This is a genomic window from Bradyrhizobium sp. PMVTL-01, from assembly GCF_051861855.1.
Classification (GTDB): domain Bacteria; phylum Pseudomonadota; class Alphaproteobacteria; order Rhizobiales; family Xanthobacteraceae; genus Bradyrhizobium.
This window is the reverse complement of record NZ_CP193982.1, coordinates 6,389,322-6,406,842: the sequence shown is the minus strand read 5'-3', so window position 1 is coordinate 6,406,842 and position 17,521 is coordinate 6,389,322. Positions and strand designations below refer to the sequence as shown.

Annotated in this window: 18 protein-coding genes; 14 read left to right on the top strand and 4 right to left on the bottom strand. The window is 65.6% G+C overall.

Annotation, left to right across the window (positions count from 1 at the left end):
* The first annotated feature begins 6 nt into the window (after window positions 1-6).
* The 7 genes from ccoO (at window position 7) to ccoS (ending at window position 6,357) form a co-directional block, all read left to right on the top strand.
* Window positions 7-741 carry a cytochrome-c oxidase, cbb3-type subunit II gene (gene ccoO, locus ACRQ5Q_RS30960; RefSeq protein ID WP_439393748.1) on the top strand — a complete coding sequence of 245 codons (735 nt, stop codon included), beginning with the start codon at window positions 7-9 and terminating at the stop codon, window positions 739-741.
* Between the two features lie 13 nt (window positions 742-754).
* Window positions 755-919: a cbb3-type cytochrome oxidase subunit 3 gene (locus ACRQ5Q_RS30955; RefSeq protein ID WP_018646866.1), complete on the top strand. Its 165-nt coding sequence runs from the start codon at window positions 755-757 to the stop codon at window positions 917-919.
* Window positions 920-925: 6 nt separating this feature from the next.
* The gene (gene ccoP / locus ACRQ5Q_RS30950; RefSeq protein ID WP_439374038.1) at window positions 926-1,798 is read left to right on the top strand and encodes a cytochrome-c oxidase, cbb3-type subunit III; all 873 of its coding nucleotides are present in this window, start codon (window positions 926-928) and stop codon (window positions 1,796-1,798) included.
* A gap of 221 nt (window positions 1,799-2,019) precedes the next feature.
* On the top strand, window positions 2,020-3,486 hold the full coding sequence (gene ccoG / locus ACRQ5Q_RS30945; RefSeq protein WP_439393746.1) for a cytochrome c oxidase accessory protein CcoG: 1,467 nt from the start codon (window positions 2,020-2,022) through the stop codon (window positions 3,484-3,486).
* Window positions 3,487-3,501: 15 nt separating this feature from the next.
* Window positions 3,502-3,987, top strand: a complete 486-nt coding sequence (locus ACRQ5Q_RS30940) for a FixH family protein (RefSeq protein ID WP_439393744.1) — start codon at window positions 3,502-3,504, stop codon at window positions 3,985-3,987.
* Between the two features lie 10 nt (window positions 3,988-3,997).
* Window positions 3,998-6,190, top strand: a complete 2,193-nt coding sequence (locus tag ACRQ5Q_RS30935) for a cation-translocating P-type ATPase (protein WP_439393742.1) — start codon at window positions 3,998-4,000, stop codon at window positions 6,188-6,190.
* The gene (gene ccoS / locus ACRQ5Q_RS30930; RefSeq protein WP_439374042.1) at window positions 6,190-6,357 is read left to right on the top strand and encodes a cbb3-type cytochrome oxidase assembly protein CcoS; all 168 of its coding nucleotides are present in this window, start codon (window positions 6,190-6,192) and stop codon (window positions 6,355-6,357) included. Before ACRQ5Q_RS30935 ends, ccoS begins: the two co-directional genes overlap by 1 nt.
* A 97-nt stretch (window positions 6,358-6,454) precedes the next feature.
* Here the strand turns inward: ccoS and ACRQ5Q_RS30925 are convergent, their stop codons facing one another.
* Together ACRQ5Q_RS30925 and ACRQ5Q_RS30920 are read right to left on the bottom strand one after the other, a co-directional pair.
* Window positions 6,455-7,654: an MFS transporter gene (locus ACRQ5Q_RS30925; protein WP_439393740.1), complete on the bottom strand. Its 1,200-nt coding sequence runs from the start codon at window positions 7,652-7,654 to the stop codon at window positions 6,455-6,457.
* Between the two features lie 248 nt (window positions 7,655-7,902).
* Entirely contained in the window at window positions 7,903-8,382 is a 480-nt protein-coding gene (locus ACRQ5Q_RS30920) for a cupin (RefSeq protein ID WP_439393738.1), read from the bottom strand.
* Between the two features lie 15 nt (window positions 8,383-8,397).
* Here ACRQ5Q_RS30920 and ACRQ5Q_RS30915 point away from each other — a divergent pair, with 15 nt between their 5' ends.
* The 3 genes from ACRQ5Q_RS30915 (at window position 8,398) to ACRQ5Q_RS30905 (ending at window position 9,700) form a co-directional block, all read left to right on the top strand.
* Window positions 8,398-8,571 (top strand): hypothetical protein, encoded by a 174-nt coding sequence (locus tag ACRQ5Q_RS30915; protein ID WP_439374045.1) that lies wholly within the window; start codon window positions 8,398-8,400, stop codon window positions 8,569-8,571.
* A 48-nt stretch (window positions 8,572-8,619) separates the two neighbouring features.
* Entirely contained in the window at window positions 8,620-8,904 is a 285-nt protein-coding gene (locus ACRQ5Q_RS30910) for a hypothetical protein (protein WP_439393736.1), read from the top strand.
* A 79-nt stretch (window positions 8,905-8,983) separates the two neighbouring features.
* Window positions 8,984-9,700, top strand: coding sequence for a peroxiredoxin-like family protein (locus ACRQ5Q_RS30905; protein WP_439374047.1), 717 nt, complete (start codon window positions 8,984-8,986; stop codon window positions 9,698-9,700).
* A gap of 199 nt (window positions 9,701-9,899) precedes the next feature.
* On the opposite strand, the gene ACRQ5Q_RS30900 is transcribed toward ACRQ5Q_RS30905, so the two are convergent.
* A complete protein-coding gene (locus tag ACRQ5Q_RS30900; RefSeq protein ID WP_439393734.1) occupies window positions 9,900-10,787 on the bottom strand; it encodes a LysR family transcriptional regulator in 888 nt (295 codons plus the stop codon).
* A gap of 197 nt (window positions 10,788-10,984) precedes the next feature.
* On the opposite strand from ACRQ5Q_RS30900, the gene ACRQ5Q_RS30895 reads away from it, so the two are divergent.
* Together ACRQ5Q_RS30895 and ACRQ5Q_RS30890 are read left to right on the top strand one after the other, a co-directional pair.
* On the top strand, window positions 10,985-12,133 hold the full coding sequence (locus ACRQ5Q_RS30895; protein ID WP_439374049.1) for a DUF3734 domain-containing protein: 1,149 nt from the start codon (window positions 10,985-10,987) through the stop codon (window positions 12,131-12,133).
* A 91-nt stretch (window positions 12,134-12,224) separates the two neighbouring features.
* Window positions 12,225-13,211 carry an oxygenase MpaB family protein gene (locus ACRQ5Q_RS30890; RefSeq protein ID WP_439393732.1) on the top strand — a complete coding sequence of 329 codons (987 nt, stop codon included), beginning with the start codon at window positions 12,225-12,227 and terminating at the stop codon, window positions 13,209-13,211.
* 136 nt (window positions 13,212-13,347) lie between these two features.
* On the opposite strand, the gene glgA is transcribed toward ACRQ5Q_RS30890, so the two are convergent.
* A complete protein-coding gene (gene glgA / locus ACRQ5Q_RS30885) occupies window positions 13,348-14,763 on the bottom strand; it encodes a glycogen synthase GlgA (protein WP_439374051.1) in 1,416 nt (471 codons plus the stop codon).
* 196 nt (window positions 14,764-14,959) lie between these two features.
* On the opposite strand from glgA, the gene ACRQ5Q_RS30880 reads away from it, so the two are divergent.
* Together ACRQ5Q_RS30880 and ACRQ5Q_RS30875 are read left to right on the top strand one after the other, a co-directional pair.
* On the top strand, window positions 14,960-16,156 hold the full coding sequence (locus ACRQ5Q_RS30880; RefSeq protein WP_439374052.1) for a CaiB/BaiF CoA transferase family protein: 1,197 nt from the start codon (window positions 14,960-14,962) through the stop codon (window positions 16,154-16,156).
* A 147-nt stretch (window positions 16,157-16,303) separates the two neighbouring features.
* Window positions 16,304-17,371 (top strand): alcohol dehydrogenase, encoded by a 1,068-nt coding sequence (locus tag ACRQ5Q_RS30875; RefSeq protein WP_439393730.1) that lies wholly within the window; start codon window positions 16,304-16,306, stop codon window positions 17,369-17,371.
* Window positions 17,372-17,521 lie beyond the last annotated feature (150 nt).

Sequence of the window (17,521 nt, the reverse complement as noted above, 5' to 3'; positions counted from 1 at the left end):
CAAGCAATGTCGTTCTGGACACGCCACCAAATCTTCGAAAAGAACTCGATCATCCTGATCGTGGGCATCCTCCTGGTGATCTCGATCGGCGGTCTCGTCGAGATCACGCCGCTGTTCTACCTCAAGAGCACGATCGAGAAGGTCGACGGGGTCAGGCCCTACACGCCGCTCGAGCTTGCGGGGCGCAACGTCTACGTCCGCGAGGGCTGCTATCTCTGCCATTCGCAGATGATCCGGCCGCTGCGTGACGAGGTCGAGCGCTACGGCCACTTCTCGCTCGCCGCCGAAAGCATGTTCGACCACCCGTTCCAGTGGGGGTCCAAGCGCACCGGTCCGGACCTTGCGCGCGTCGGCGCCAAATATTCCGACGACTGGCACGTCACCCACCTGATCAACCCGCGCGCGATCGTGCCGCAGTCGGTGATGCCGGGCTATCCGTTCCTCAGCCAGAACGAGGTGGATCCGGACACGATCGCCGACCACATGCGCACGCTGCGGGCCGTCGGCGTGCCCTACACCGACGACCAGATCGCCAACGCGGGCGCCGATATGAAGGCCCAGGCCGATCCGGACAATGCGGGCTCCGACGCCTTCAGCAAGCGATACGCCAAGGCGGTGGTGCGCAACTTCGACGGCAAGACCGGTACGCCGACCGAGATGGACGCGCTGATCGCGTACCTGCAGATGCTCGGCACGCTCGTCGACTTCAAGATCTACAACGAGAAAGCCAATCTTCGCTGAGAAGGCATCAACGATGAAAGCCATCCTGACAGCCCACAATCTTGCGTCCGAACTGGTGACGACGATCTGGACGCCGGTGTTCGTCGCGATCTTTCTCGCGATCATCGCCTACGCATTTTGGCCCCGTAACAAGGCCGCGTTCGACGAAGCGGCACGCCTGCCGTTGCGGGAGGAGTGAAAGACCATGACCGATCATAGCGAAGTCGATACCGTCACCGGCAAGTCCACCACCGGACATGAATGGGACGGCATCAAGGAGCTCAACACGCCGCTGCCGCGCTGGTGGGTGATCAGCTTCTACCTCACCATCCTCTGGTCGATCGGCTACTGGATCGTGTATCCGGCCTGGCCGCTGATCTCGAGCCATACGACCGGGCTGCTCGGCTACTCGACGCGCGCCAGCCTCGCGGTGGAACTCGCCAATCTCGAGGCGTTGCGCGGCGAGAAGATGGCGGCGTTGGCGGCGGCGCCGCTCGCCGACATCGAGAAGGACCCGGCCTTGCTGGCGCTCGCCCGCGCCAAGGGCAGGACCGTGTTCGGCGACAACTGCGCGCCGTGCCACGGCTCCGGCGGTGCCGGCGCCAAGGGCTACCCGAACCTGAACGACGACGACTGGCTGTGGGGCGGCACGCTCGACCAGATCATGCAGACCATCCAGTTCGGCGCGCGTTCGGGGCATGCCAAGACGCATGAGGGACAGATGCTCGCCTTCGGCAAGGACGGCGTGCTGAAGGCCGACGAGATCGTCACGGTCGCCAACTACGTGCGCTCGCTGTCAGGCCTTTCGACCCGCAAGGGCTTTGATGCGGTGAAGGGCGAGAAGATCTTCACCGAGAACTGCGTCGCCTGCCACGGTGACGGCGGCAAGGGCAACCAGGAACTGGGCGCCCCGAACCTGACCGACAAGATCTGGCTCTATGGCTCGGACGAGGCCGCCCTGATCGAGACCATCAGCCAGGGCCGTGCCGGCGTCATGCCGGCTTGGGAAGGGCGGCTCGACCCCGCCACCATCAAGGCTATGGCGGTTTACGTGCATTCGCTGGGTGGCGGAAAGTAGCAGATCCGGAGCGACGGAACGCAGCAATCGCATGTGGCATTTGGCACGGCCTGAGCGCGTGGCGTCGTCCTTCGAGACGACCGCGCCGCAGGGAAGCCGCTTCCCTATGCGCTGGCCTCGGTCCAGACGGGGGCGAACAAAAACGCCCCCGTTTGAGCTGGATCAACTGACGCGGCGGTGTCGGGTCTAGGTTCAATCGCACCTTCGAGAAGCTCCAGGCGATGAACAAGACCGTGAACCCCAAAGACCTCACATCGGAAGACGACTATGGGCCGCTCTACGCGGCCCGGAAGAAGGTCTATCCCCAGAGCGTCCAGGGCACGTTCCGACGGATCAAATGGGGCCTGATGGCGTTCTGCCTCGGCGTCTACTACTTCCTGCCCTTCGTGCGCTGGAACCGCGGCCTCGGCGCGCCCAGCCAGGCGGTGCTGATCGACCTTCCCAACAGTCGCTTCTATTTCTTCTTCATCGAGTTGTGGCCGCAGGAGGTTTACTACTTCACCGGCCTGTTGATCGTGGCTGCCGTCGCGCTGTTCCTGATGAACTCCATCGGCGGCCGCATCTGGTGCGGCTATCTGTGTCCGCAGACGGTCTGGACCGACCTGTTCTATGCCGTCGAGCGCCTGATCGAGGGCGACCGGCGCGAGCGGATGAAGAAGGACGCGTCGGCCGATCCGATGAAGCTCGAGCGCATCTCCGAGATCGTGCTCAAGCATTCGATCTGGCTGCTGATCGCCTGGTGGACCGGCGGCGCCTGGGTGCTCTACTTCAACGACGCGCCGACCCTGGTGAAGCAGCTCGTCACCTTCCAGGCGCCGATGATCGCCTATATCTGGATCGGCATCCTCACCGCGACGACCTATCTGCTCGCCGGCTACATGCGCGAGCAGGTCTGCACCTATATGTGCCCGTGGCCGCGCATCCAGGCGGCGCTCACCGACGAATGGGCGCTCAACGTCACCTATCGCTACGACCGCGGCGAGAAGCGCACCTCGGTGAAGAAGGCGGCCGAGCTGCGCGCGCTCGGTCAGCAGGTCGGCGACTGCGTCGATTGCTACCAGTGCGTTGCGGTCTGCCCGACCGGCATCGACATCCGCAACGGGCCGCAGATGGAATGCATCCAGTGCGGCCTCTGCATCGATGCCTGCGACAACGTGATGGCCAAGATCGGCCGGCCGAAGCGGCTGATCGGCTACGACAACGACATCAACATCCATCGCCGCCAGGAAGGCAAGGCGCCGATCTACCGGATCGTTCGGCCCCGCACGATCGTCTACAGCGCGATCATCGCCGCGGTCGGTGGCATCATGATCTATACGCTGGCGACGCGCAGCCTGCTCGACGTCAACGTGCTGCACGACCGCAATCCGGTGGCGGTCAAGCTCAGCGACGGCTCGATTCGCAACGCCTATACCGTGCGGTTGTTGAACAAGAGCGGTTACGACCGCGTCATCGCGATCGACGCGGACGGCCCGGCCAATCTGACCGTCCATGTCGTCGGCGTGGATTCCGTGACGCCCGACCGGCCGATGGTCGTGGTTCCCCGCGATGCCACCAGCGAGCTGCGCCTGCTCGTGACGGCGCCGGCGGAAAGCAATCCGGAGAAGTCGGTCCCGGTTCGCTTCCACGTCACCGATATCGGCCTCGGCGAAGTCGCCTCCGCCACCGACAATTTCGTCGCGCCGTAGCATGAGGAGACTGCCATGGCATCCAAGCCGCTGACCGGAACCAAGGTGCTCCTGATGCTGGTCGCCTTCTTCGGCCTCGTGATCGGCGTCAACGTGACCATGATGAAGCTCGCGATCGCGACGCTGCCGGGCACGGACGTCGACAGCCCCTATGCCGCGGGCCTCACCTATGACCGCGAGATCTCGGCGGCGCAGGAACAGGCCGCGCGCAAATGGCAGGTCAGCGCCCATATCGAGCGTCGAAACGATGGCGGCGCTGCGATCCAGGTCGAGGCGCGTGATGCGAGCGGACAGCCGATCTCCGGACTGAAGTTCGGCGGACGCCTGGAGCGGCCGACTGACAAGCGCGGCGATCTCAAGGTCGAGCTGGCGGAAGCCGGCATCGGCATCTATCGCGGCAATGCCGCGTCCGTCGCGCCGGGACAGTGGGATCTGGTGATCGAGGGCGAGGCGCGCGGAGCGCGCGTGTTCCTGTCGCGCAACCGCGTGATCCTGAACTGAGGATGCCGCCATGCAGGTCACACGCGATTTCTCTCACTATGTTCGCGACGCCGGCGCGGGCCTCCGGCATATCGACCTCGCGGTCGAGGGCGTTCATTGCGCCGGCTGCATGGCCAAGATCGAGCGCGGCCTTTCTGCCATTCCTGATGTCACGCTGGCGCGCGTGAACCTGACCGATCGCCGTGTCGCACTGGAATGGAAGGCCGGCACCCTCGATCCCGGCCGCTTCATCGACCGGCTGGAGGAGCTCGGCTACAAGGCCTATCCGTTCGAGACAGAGAGCGCGGAAGCCGCCGAGGTCGCCGAATCCGGCTTCCTGCTGCGCTGTCTCGGCGTCGCGGCATTCGCCACCATGAACGTGATGATGCTGTCGATCCCGGTATGGTCCGGCAACGTCTCGGACATGCTGCCGGAGCAGCGCGATTTCTTTCACTGGCTGTCGGCGCTGATCGCGCTGCCGGCCGCGGCGTATGCCGGCCAGCCGTTTTTCCGCTCGGCTTGGCGGGCGCTTTCGGCCAAGACGACCAACATGGACGTGCCGATCTCGATCGGCGTGATCCTGGCGCTCGGCATGTCCGTGGTGGAGACCATCCACCACGCCGAGCACGCCTATTTCGACGCGGCGATCATGCTGCTGACCTTCCTGCTGGTCGGCCGCTTCCTCGACCAGAACATGCGGCGGCGGACCCGCGCGGTCGCAGGCAATCTCGCAGCGCTGAAGGCGGAGACCGCGGCCAAGTTCGTCGGGCCCGACGAGATCTTGCAGGTGCCGGTGGCGGCGATCCATCCCGGCGACATCGTGCTGCTGCGGCCCGGCGAGCGCTGTGCGGTCGATGGCACCGTGATCGAGGGCCGCTCCGAGATCGACCAGAGCCTGATCACCGGCGAGACGCTCTATGTTACCGCGGAGCATGGCACGCCGGTCTATGCGGGATCGATGAACATCTCCGGCACGCTGCGGGTGCGGGTCTCGGCGGCCTCCGAGGCGACGCTGCTCGCCGAGATCACGCGGCTGCTCGACAACGCGCTCCAGGCGCGCTCACGCTACATGCGCCTCGCCGACCGTGCCTCGCGGCTCTACGCCCCGGTGGTGCATGCGACAGCGCTTCTGACCATTCTCGCCTGGGTCATCGCCGGTGCGTCCTGGCATGATGCGATCGTGACCGGCGTCGCCGTGCTGATCATCACCTGTCCCTGCGCGCTGGGTCTCGCGATCCCGACCGTGCAGACGGTGGCCTCGGGCGCGATGTTCAGGGCGGGTGTGCTGCTCAATGCGGGCGATGCCATCGAGCGGCTGGCGGAAGCCGACCATGTCATCTTCGACAAGACCGGCACGCTGACGCTGCCTGATCTCGAAGTGATGAACGCAGCCGATATCCCCGCCGACATCTTCGAGCTCGCCGGACGCCTGGCGCTGTCGAGCCATCATCCCGTCGCCGCCGCGGTGGCGCAGGCCGCGGGCGCCAGGTCACCTGTCATCGGCGCGGTCGAGGATGCCGGGCAGGGGGTGCATGCGACCGTGGATGGCGTCGAGATCCGCCTCGGCCGTCCGTCCTTCTGTGGTGCCGAGGGTCTCGCCGGGCTGACCGACGATCTCGATCCCGAAGCTTCCATCGTTGCGTTCAGCAAGGGCACCGCAAAATTCATCCTTTCGGTGCGCCAGGGCCTGCGTCCGGACGCGCAGGCCGTGATCACGGCGCTGAGGGCGCGCGGCATCGGCATGGAGATCCTCTCCGGCGACCGCGAGCCGGCGGTGACGGCGGCGGCGCACGCGCTGTCCATTCCCGAATGGCGCGCCGGCGTCACGCCGGCCGACAAGATCGCGCGGATCGAGGAGCTGAAACGGCGAGGCATGAAGGTGCTGATGGTCGGCGACGGCATGAACGATGCGCCCTCGCTGGCGGCCGCTCATGTCTCGATGTCGCCGATCTCGGCCGCGCATCTCAGCCAGGCCACCGCCGACCTCGTCTTCCTCGGCCGGCCGCTGGCCCCCGTGGTCGCCGCCATCGACGCCTCGCGCAAGGCGCTGCATCTGATGCGGCAGAACCTCTGGCTCGCGATCGGCTACAACGTGCTCGCCGTGCCGGTCGCGATCAGCGGCGTGGTGACGCCCCTGATTGCGGCGGCCGCCATGAGCGGATCCTCGATCCTGGTGATGCTGAACTCGCTGCGCGCCCGCAGCGCCTCGCGGGAGATGGTGTGATGGAGATCCTGGTCATCCTGGTGCCGCTGGCCTTGATGCTCGGAGGTGCCGGTCTCGTCGCCTTCCTCTGGTCACTGAAAAGCGGCCAGTACGACGATCTCGACGGCGCCGCCTGGCGCGCCATTGCCGACGACGAGCCGCCGCAGGACGCACCGGTCAAGCGCTAAAGCATGATCCGGAACAGTGCGAAGCGGTTTTCCGGAAAGATCATGCGTAAGCAACGATCTAAGGCGCGATGACGATTCATCCAAATCTCATCGCGCTTCAGGGCCTCAGCGCGAGGGCGAGCAGGGCCGCCAGCGCAAGGGCTGCGCCGACGCCGGCGACGCAGGCGTGCCAGCCGAAGCTGTCGAACAACCGGCCGAGCACGGCCGTACCGACCAGGCCGCCGCAGAAGTAACACGCGAGATAAGTGCCGCTGGCGATGCCGCGATTCTCGCTTGCCGCCTGCCCGACGAAGCCTGTCGCAGCGGCCTGCGCGAAGAACGTGCCGACGCCGACCAGGACCATGCCGGCGAGCACTTCGCCGAGATGCGGCGCCATCATCAAGGGCAGGCCGAGCCCGGCGACGGCGAGCGCGCCCCAGATCGTCGGCCGCGTTCCGAGCCGAGCGACGGCCTTGCCGGCCAGAAGCGTCGTGACGACCGAGGGTAGGAAGACGAAATAGACGAGGCCGAGGTCCATCATGCCCAGCGCCAACGGCGGCCGCACGAGCACGAAATTCACGAACGTGAAAGTGCCGATGAAGGCGAACAGGATGCAGAAGCCGATGCCGAAGGCCGCACGGAGCCGCGGATTGCGCCAGTGCGCGATGGCGGCGGCGAGCGGCGAAGTTGGCATCATCGCGGGCATCGGCTGCATGCGTCGGATCGTGAAATAGACCAGCACCGCGCCGGTGAGATTGAGCGCTGCGAACAAATAGAAATTCCAGGCGAGGCCGAGGCCATCGACGACCGCCGCCGAGATCAGCCGGCCGACGAGGTTGCTCGCGACGTTGCCGGTGATGTAGGCGGCAAAGGCGCTGCCGGCGTCCATCGCGCTGCATTGCTCGCCGAGATAAGCGAGGGTGAGCGCGAACGCGGAGGCCATGCACAGGCCCTGCGCGACCCGCAACGCGGTGAAGACGGCAAGGTTGGGCGCGGACGCGAGCAGACTGGTGGGGATCGCCAGCAGCGTCAGGCTGAGCAGGATGCCCGTCCGCCGGTTGATGTGCGGGCTGAAGAAGCCGACGACGAGGCTGGCTATCGCCATGCCGAAGGTGCTGGCGTTGACGGCAAAGCCCATCGCTGCGGGGGTGACGCCGTAGTGTCGCGTCAGCGAGGGCAGGATCGCCTGCGTTGCGAAGAGGTCGACGACGGTCAGGAATGCGGTGAGGCCGATCACGAGCGAGCGCAGCGCAAGGCCCGGCGAGTGCGCCGCGATCGTTATTGCGGCCGGTCTGATCGGCGCGGAAAGATCGGTCATGTCGTTGCGTCTCCTCATGCCGGATGTCATTCCGGGTGCGGCTTCGCGAGCCGGAATGACGTAGGGCTATCGCACTTCTCGTTTTGTCAGCCCCGAGGGTGCGCCTCGTCCTTCGAGACGACCGCTTCCCGGTCTCCTCAGGATGAGGCTGAGCGACATCGGTGCCCTTAGGCTGCTGCCGCGCACACACCGTCCTCATCCTGAGGAGCCCGCCTGAAGCGGGCGTCTCGAAGGATGGCCACAGCGAATTACATGTGATGATCGTTGGGATCCTTGCGGACGTCGCCGACATAGAGAATGACGGTCTCCTCGCCGAGGTTCTTCCACCAATGCGAGGTGCCGTAGACCTCGGGGCGGATGTCGCCGGCCTTGTGCATGATCGGGTCGACGCAGTTGGACGCGTATTCCACGATCTGGCCCTGCTGCACGAAGATCAGGGCGGGGCGGTCGTCATGGCTGTGCCAGGGCACGATGCCGCCGGGGGCGATGGTCAGCTTGCGGAAGCGCAGCTCCCGGCGCTCGATATGGGCGGGCTGCTTGCCGAGGTCGATCGTGCCGAGCGTCACGTCGGTGACGCCGACCGGCTTGAAGTCGACCATCTGCTGTGCGTTCGGCTTGATCTTGTCGGCGGGACATTCGCCCGCCAGGATCGGCGTCGCGAATGTCAGTGCACCGAGAACGGCTGCGCCCGACCAGACCAGGCGCGACAACATGCGTTGCTTGAACATGGGAAGTCTCCTCTGTTGGCCGCAACCTCGCTGGTCGCCGGCTATGGCAGGAGCTTCGTCGAGACCGCGCCGATGTTGAAATGCCGGCTTGCTTTTGATGCGATAGCCCTGCGCTATCTTGATGCGCGGCGGCTATCGAACCGATTGGGCATCGGCATTTCCGCTTCCGGGGGATCTGGCGTCCGATGACAGGGCGCCCGATTGGCGGGCGTTCACGTCAATCCGGAGAAGCATCTCATGACGAAAGTGTCAAAAACCCTGATCTTTTCCGCCGCCTTCGCGGTGATCGCCACATCGGCCTTCTCGGAAGCGGCCTGGGATTTGAAGGCCGGCATGGCCTATGTCTATGGCGGGCCGGGCAAGATGTCGGCGATGGCCATGGCCCCGGCCGAGAAGAACCACGAAGCCATGATGAGGAACGCCAAGAAGGTGCCCGCCAACACCGTCTTCTTCATGGACAACGGCACGCTGTATTCCACGTCGGGGCGGCTTGATCCCACCGGCAATTTTTACGTGAACTGAACCGGTCCACGCGCGACGGCCGCCCTTGCGGGCGGCCCGATCTCACCTACTATTCGCATCAGGAACGCCGGAGCGGAAGATGACGTCTCTCTCACCAGCCGACACCGATCGACTGAGGCTCGCCTTCCAGCGTTGCCGCGACATGGAGGGGACGCTGAACGATCAGCTCCGGGCCTATGCGGATGCGAGCCGTCAGGTGTTTCCGGCCTATGGCGAGGCGGTGGATCGCCTGGTGGCGAGACTGAACGGCAACGGCGGAGGCGAGACCGCCCCGCGTCCGGGCGATGCCATGCCACCATTCATGCTGCCGGATGAAAGTGGAAGTCTGGTCGCGCTGCCCGCGCTCCTGGAGCAAGGTCCCGTCGCGGTGATGTTCTTCCGCGGACACTGGTGCCCTTATTGCCGGCTCAATGTCCGCGCCGTGGTGCAGGCGCAGGAGCGCATCAAGTCGATCGGCGCGCAGGTCGTCGCGATCATGCCGGAGACGCAGGAATACACGCGGCAGGTCAAGGCCGACTCCGGCGCGCCGTTTCCGATCCTGACCGATCTCGACAACGGCTATGCGCTGTCGCTCAATCTCGCGATCTGGCTCGGCAGCGAGATCCAGGGCCTGTTGTCGTATCAGGACATGGCGAAGTTTCACGGCAATGACGGCTGGATGCTGCCGATCCCCGCCGTGTTCGTCGTCGGCCGCGACGGGATCGTCAAGGCGCGCTTCGTCGATCCGGATTTCCGCAAGCGCATGGAAATCGACGATCTGATCGAAGCGCTGGAGCGTGCGAGCCGGGAGAATTGAGCCCGCTTTCTTCCCTTCTCCCCTCGTGGGAGAAGGTGGCGCGAAGCGCCGGATGAGGGGTATCTATCCGCGTGCACTGATGCTCGCGGAGACATACCCTCACCCAAGCGAGTCTGCGTCTGCCAGCGTCGCTGCCCCCTCCCACAAGGGGCGAGGGCACAGCAATGCGCACCTCGCGTGGTGCAAGAGCGCTCATCTGCTATCCCGCGATCTCCCGCCAGTCCGCGCCGCGCAGCATCCGCATCATCGCATTGGCGACGGCCGTTCGCTGCCGGCCGGCGACGCCGTAGAGGCTGACGGTGCGGCGTGCGTCGAGCCCGGCGACTGCCGCGCGTTTGACGCTCTCCGGCACCGGCGAGGTGTGCGGCATCATGGCGATGCCGATATCGGCCTCGACCAGCTCGATCAGATCGCGCTCGCTCGAAATCTCGTGGCCGTGATCGACGTCGATGCCGTGCTCGCGCAGGCTGGCGGAGATACGGCGGGAATGCTCGCAGTAATTCCGGCCGAGCAATTGCTCCGCGCGCAAATCATCCGGCTCGACCGTGTCGTGCCCGGCAAGACGGTGCTTCCTGCTGACGACGAGATCGAAGCCTTCCGTGAACAGCGGCCACACGTCGAGCCGCTCCCAGGTTTCGTCGATCTCGGCGGCGATGCCGAGTTCGGCTTCGCCCTTCTTCAGGATTTCACCGACCTCGCGGCTGGTCCCGCGCAGGAAACGCAGCTCGAGCCGGTTGAACTGCCGCCTGATTTCGTTGAGATGCGGAATGAGCAGGGCCAGGTCGATCGAATGCGTCAGCGCAATGCGCAGCGCGCCGATCTCGCCGCTCCGGAACGAGGAAGCGAGCGAGCGCGCGCCGCTGGCGGCGTCGAAGCATTGCTTCAGCAGCGGATGCATGCGCTGGCCGAGCTCTGTCAGTTGTGCGGCCGGCCGTTCGCGGCGGAACAGGTCGCCGCCGAGCTCGGCCTCGAGCTGCTTGATCGCGCGCGTCAGCGAGGGCTGCGTCACGTTGCATTCCTCGGCGGCGCGGGTAAAATTCAACAGCTGCGCCACCGCGAGGAAATAGCGGACCTGGTGCATTTCCATGGATCGGCTCCCAGCTGGATCGAGCGGAATCTAGCCGATCCGGACAGGGAATGACATCCCGGGCTCGATAGCGCCTGCGTATGGTTATGGAAGCCAGCTGGCATTTCCAAAAGGCCCGACAATCGCCGAGAACGGCAGGATGTAACAATGGCCTTACGCCCGACGAATGATAACCATAGGCTCGACAGGAGCGAGACATGAGCGGGATCCGGGACAATGCGCAGCGCAAGGGTATGGACCTGCCGGGGCAGGTGGTTCTCGTGCTCCAGGGCGGCGGCGCACTCGGGTCCTACCAGGCCGGGGTCTACCAGGCCTTGCAGGAAGCCGGCATCGAGCCGGACTGGATCATCGGCACGTCGATCGGCGCGATCAATGCGAGCCTGATTGCCGGCAACGCAAGGGAGCACCGCCTCGCGCGCTTGCGCGAGTTCTGGAAGCGAATGGAGCAGCAGCCGGTCTGGGACTGGCGCACCGCGTTTCCCGGCTTCAACGAGAAGCTGGCTTATTGGTCGACGGTCACCCACGGCATTCCAGGTTTCTTCCGGCCCAATCCGCTGGCGCATGCCGGCGATTCCTATCCGCTGGGTCCCGATCACGCCGGCTTCTATTCGACAGTGCCGCTGGAGAAGACGCTGAGCGAGCTGGTCGACTTCGATCTGGCCAATCGTTGTACGCCGCGCCTGACGGTCGGTGCGGCTCATGTCGGCACCAGCGAGATGCGCTATTTCGACAGCCGCGACGGCGAGCTGACGGTGAAGCATGTGATGGCTTCAGGTGCACTGCCGCCGGCTTTTCCGGCGGTGCGCATCGACGGCGAGCTCTATTGGGACGGAGGCATCCTGTCGAACACGCCGACGGAGGCGGTGTTCGACGACAATCCACGCAGGGATTCGCTGATCTTCTCCGTGCATCTTTGGAATCCCGTCGGACCGGAGCCGACCACGATGGCGGAGGTGCTGAACCGGCACAAGGACGTGCAATATTCCAGCCGCATCGCCAGCCAGATCGTCCGACAGCAGCAGGCCCATCGTCTGCGCCATGTCATCAACCAGCTCGCGGCGCGGCTGCCCGAGAGCGAGCGCAACGATCCCGCGGTGCGGGAGCTGACGAGCTACGGCTGTCCAACCCGCATGCATGTGGTGCGGCTGCTGGCGCCGCAGCTCGAGCACGAGACCCATACCAAGGATATCGACTTCAGCCCGTCCGGGATCACGCGGCGCTGGCATGCCGGCTACGCTCACACGCGATCGGTGCTGGCGCGCAGGCCTTGGATCGGCGAGTTCGATCCGCTCGCCGGCGTGGTGCTGCATGAGCATACGGACGAGATGCCGATTGCGGCGGAGTGACGGTCCTGTCCGTCATTTGTTTCGGCGATGACGATGTCAAGAGCGTGCGGTCTGGGCTATGATCGCGGCGTCTTCGGCGCGAGACTCGCAAGTGGTCGGTGAGAAAGATCTGGAAGCGGCACTCGACAAGGTCCGCGCGAATGCGGCGGGCCCGGTTGCCGGCGTGTTCGGTCCCGACACGGTGACCTGGCAGATCGACCGGGAGGCCGTGAACTTCCTCGGCGCCGGTCGCGCGCTGCTGCTGCAACTGTCGCATCCCTGGGTCGCCGCCGCCATCGCCGAGCATTCCACAACCTTTGCCGATCCGATCGGCCGCTTCCACCGCACCTTCGACATCGTCTTCGCCATGGTGTTCGGCTCGCTCGACAGGGCGCTGCTGTCGTCGCGGCAATTGCACCGGCGCCACGGCATGATCGTCGGGCAGATGCCCGAGACGGTCGGTCCATTCGCGGCAGGCTCGCGCTACTATGCCAACGACATTCCGTCGCTGCGCTGGGTTCACGCCACGCTGGTCGACACCGCGCTGATCGCGCATGATCTCGTGCTGCCACCGCTCTCGGCGGAGGAGCGCGAGCGTTACTGGGCCGATAGCCGGACGTTCGGTGCTCTGTTCGGACTGAGGGCGGACGAGCTGCCGGCGGATTGGTCCGGCTTCGCCGCTTACACCGCAGCGATGGTACAGTCGGACACGCTGACGGTCAGCGCCGCGGCACGCGAGATCGCGACGCAGATCTTCACGGGCGCGCGCCCGTGGCTGCGTCCGCCACGGTGGTATCGCGCGCTCACGGCGAGGATGCTGCCGGAGCGCTTGCGTGCCGGTTTTGGTTTTGAGCTCGACGAGGGCGACGCCAGATCCGCCGACAATGCACTGCGATGGATCAGGCGCGTCTATCCTAGACTTCCCGAAAGGCTGCGCTATGTCGGTCCCTATCAGGAGGCCCAGGCGCGGCTGCGGGGCGAGTTGCGGCCCGACTGGATGACCCGCTGCCTCAACCGCGCCTGGATCGGCCGGCCGCAGATGGACGTGCGCGGCGGGAGGTCGGCTGGTCCATCATCAGCCCCGTCGTCCTCAGGGTGACGGTGATGGATGCGTGCGCGCTGCTCTCCTCCTCGTGATTGCGAGCGCAGCGAAGTAATCCAGACTGCTGCCGCGGAAAGATTCTGGATTGCTTCGCTGCGCTCGCAATGAAGGAGTGCGCGGAAACGGCTCAGCCTCACACCGACGCCAGCTTCCTATACAGCGCGCTGTAGCTGCCGGCCGAGATGCGCCAGGAGAACGATCGTCCCATGGCGCTGCGGCGCATGGTGTCGAGCTGGTCGTGGGCCATGAAGGCCGCGAAGGCCCGTCGCACGCCGCCGAGGAAGGATTCATGTGACGGTTTCGAGAACAGGAAGCCGGTCTCGCCGTCGCTGATGGTTTCGGCAAGGCCGCCGGTCTGGTGACCGATCGGCAACGAGCCGAAGCGCTGTGCGTACATCTGGCTGAGGCCGCAGGGCTCGAACCGCGATGGCATCAAGGTGAAGTCGCTGCCGGCAAAGATGCGCCGCGCCTGGGCGTCGTTGAAGCCGATCGCGACCCCGATGGCGTCGGGACGGCGGCGGTGGGCGTTGATCAGTGCCTGCTCGAGCGCCGGCTCGCCGGAGCCCGTGACCACGATCTGCCCGCCGGCATCGATGATCTCGTCGGCCGCAGCCAGCACGAGGTCGATGCCCTTCTGGTGCACGAGGCGGGCGACGATGCCGAACATCGGTCCGCGCGATACCGCAAGCCCGAACTGCTTGCGCACGTAATCCGCATTGGCCTTCTTGCCGACCCAGTCGCCGGCGCCGAACTGCTGGGCGAGCTGTGCGCAATAGCGCGGGTCCCAGCTCTCGTCGATGCCGTTGAGGATGCCGGTGAGTTCGGCCGCGTCCGAGCGCAGGCGGAGCAGGCCTTCCAGCCCGCAGCCGAATTCGGCCGTGGTGATCTCCCGCGCATAGGTGCCGCTGACGGTGGTGAGGTGCGAAGCGTAGACGAGGCCCGCCTTGAGGAAGGAGACCTGATCGTAGAACTCGACGCCGTCGATGTGGAAGGAGCTCTCCGGTGCGCCGATCCGTCGCAGCGACTCCTTCGGGAAGAGGCCCTGATAGGCGAGGTTGTGAATGGTCAGGATCGACGGCAGCCTCGCGCCGCGCCAGGCGAGATAGGCCGGCACGAGCGAGGCCTGCCAGTCGTTGGCATGGACCAGGTCCGCTGCCCAATTCTTGTCCAGCTTGCCCATGGCCAGCTCAGCGGCTGCCGAGGCGAAGCGCGCGAAGCGGATGTCGTTGTCGGGCCAGTCGTGGCCGGCCTCATCGCCATAGGGATTGCCGGGCCGATCATAGAGCTGCGAGCACAGCAGCACATAGACCGGCAGGCCGTCCTTGGTCGCGGCACGGCCGAGCGAGCAGGCCGGCAGCTCCGCGAACGCCGGGCAGCGGCCGACGATCTGGATGTGCGTGAGTTGCTCGATGATGTCGCGATAGCCGGGCAGCATGATCCGGATATCGGCGAAGGGGCGCAGCGCCCGGGGCAGGGCAGCGGAAACGGCTCCAAGTCCGCCGACGCGGACGAAGTCGTCCATCTCTGTCGTAACGAACAAGACCCTCAAGAACTGCTGCCTTCATCCGATCCCGTTTGCTGCTATGCAAGAACGGGTCCAGTTGCCCCGGAAATTCTCAAGTCCGCCGCAAGACGCGTCTGTTCGGTAAAGACTTTCCTACTCGGCCGCCGCCCTCTAGGGTCGCCGCACCAACAAGAGAGAACATCCATGGTTCCTGAGGGGGCCCCAGGGAGACGCGGCACGCATGCAGCTACAAGATCAGCGTAAGGGGACGACGACAAAGGCTTTCGCGGGCCTGCGGGTGCTGGATTTTTCGACAACGATCGCCGGTCCGCACTGCGCGCGCATGCTAGCCGACATGGGCGCCGAGGTCATCAAGATCGAGACCTATGGCGGGGAGACGATGCGGACCCGGCCGCCCCTGCGCAAGGGCTGCAGCACCGCGTTCGGCCAGCTCAATGTCGGCAAGAAGAGCCTGGTGCTCGATCTCAAATCCGAGGACGGCAGGGACGCCGTCTACCGGCTGGCCGCGACCGCCGACATCCTGGTCGAGAACTTCCGCCCCGGCGTGATGCACCGGCTACGGCTCGACTATGACAGGCTGCGTGCGGTCAACCCGAGGCTGATCTACTGCTCGATCTCCGGCTATGGCCAGACCGGCCCCTCGGCGGAGCTGCCGGCCTATGCGCCGGTGATCCACGCCGCGTCGGGCTACGACATGGCGCATCTCGCCTATCAGCCGGGCCGTCACAGGCCCGACTATTGCGGTATCTATCACGCCGACGTCGTCACCGGCACCTACGGTTTTGGCGCGATCGCGTCCGCGCTCTATCAACGCACCGTGACCGGGCTCGGCCAGCACATTGACGTCTCCATGCTGGAATCGATGCTGTCCTTGACCCTGACCGAGTTGCAGAGCTCGCAATTCGAGGTGGCGCCGCCGCCGCGCCCGATGTTCGGACCGACCGAGACGGCAAGCGGCTATGTGATGATCACGGTCGCGAGCGAGAAGACATTCCAGGCCCTGATGGGAGTGATCGGCCGCCCCGAATGGGTCTCCGATCCACGCTTCGCCAGCTACGCCCCGCGCCGCGAGAACTGGGCGGCGCTGATGGACGGCGTCGAGGTCTGGTCGCGGCAGCTTTCGACCGATGCATGCCTGCTCGCGCTTGGCGCGGCCGGCGTCCCGGCCTCCGCTTATCGCACCGTGTCGGAGGCGTTGGCCGATCCGCAGCTTGCCCATCGCCAGGCGCTCTCGGAAGTGCGGGACGAGGGCGGCTCGTTCCAGGTGCTCAACCTGCCATTCCGGATGTCGGGGGCCGACACGACGCCGGCCAAGACGGTGTCCGCGCTCGGCGCGCACACTGATGCATTGCGACATGAGATCGGCCTTGCGAGCGGTGCGCTAATTCCGTCAGGCAAAACGGCCGAGACAGGCTGAACGGCTTCGTGCCGCAAGCAATGCGGCCTTGCACGCCGTCGGGTTGCTATTCTCGATCGCCGTAAACTAGACAGGAGCGAATTTGTCTCGTCTCGCCGGTCATGGCATGGTGAGGGCGAGAACGACAAGGATGCCGGGAGGATTCCGATGAAGAGTTTCAAGGTTGCCGATTTCAAGGCGCCGCTGCAGGAGTTCGACGAGGCGACGCCGCAGCCCTCGGGCACGCAGGTGCTGATCAAGGTGAAGGCCGCCGGCGTCTGCCACAGCGACCTCCACATCTGGGAAGGTGGCTACGATCTCGGCCACGGCCGCAAGCCCCTGTCGCTGAAGGATCGCGGCATCAACCTGCCGCTGACGATGGGGCACGAGACCGTCGGCGAAGTGCTGGCCTTCGGCCCCGATGTGAAGCCGACCGACCAGGGCGATCTCAAGCTCGGCGATGTCGGCCTAGTCTATCCTTGGATCGGCTGCGGCAAGTGCGCCACGTGTCTCGGCGGTGACGAGAACATGTGCCTGACGCCGCGCTCGCTCGGCGTTTATTGCGATGGCGGCTACTCCGACCACATGCTGGTGCCGCATCCGCGCTATCTGCTCAACCTCAAGGGGCTCGATCCCGCGACGACCGCGCCCTATGCCTGCTCGGGCGTCACCACCTACAGCGCGCTGAAGAAGGTCGAGCAGCATTTCGACACGCCGATCGTGATGTTCGGCGCCGGCGGCCTCGGCCTGATGGCGCTGTCGCTGCTGAAGGCGATGGGCGGCAAGGGCGCGATCATGGTCGATATCGACGCCAGGAAGCGCGAAGCCGCCGAGAAGGCCGGTGCGCTCTCGACCGTCGATCCCAGGGCGCCGGATGCGCTGGAGCAGCTTGCGAAGAAGGCGGGCGGGCCGATCCGCGCCGTGATCGACCTCGTCGGCAACTCCGCCACGACCCAGCTCGGCTTCGACTGCCTGACCAAGGGCGGCAAGCTCGTCATCGTCGGCCTGTTCGGCGGCGGCGCGACCTGGGCGCTGCCGCTGATTCCGATCAAGGCGGTGACGATCCAGGGCAGCTATGTCGGAAACCTGCGCGAAACGCAGGAACTGCTCGATCTCGTCCGCACCAAGAAAGTGCCGCCGATCCCGGTGACGACGGCCCCGCTCGCCAAGGCCAACGACGCGCTGGTGCAATTGCAGCAGGGCGCGGTGGTCGGCCGCACGGTGCTGACGCCGTAGTCACAAGTCTGTCCACCGTCATTGCGAGCGCAGCGAAGCAATCCAGAAATCCCTCCGCGGAAACAGTCGGGATTGCTTCGTCGCACCAGCGCAAAATCGCTACGCAATTTTGTCGCGGGCTCCTCGCAATGACGAGATTACTCCGACCAT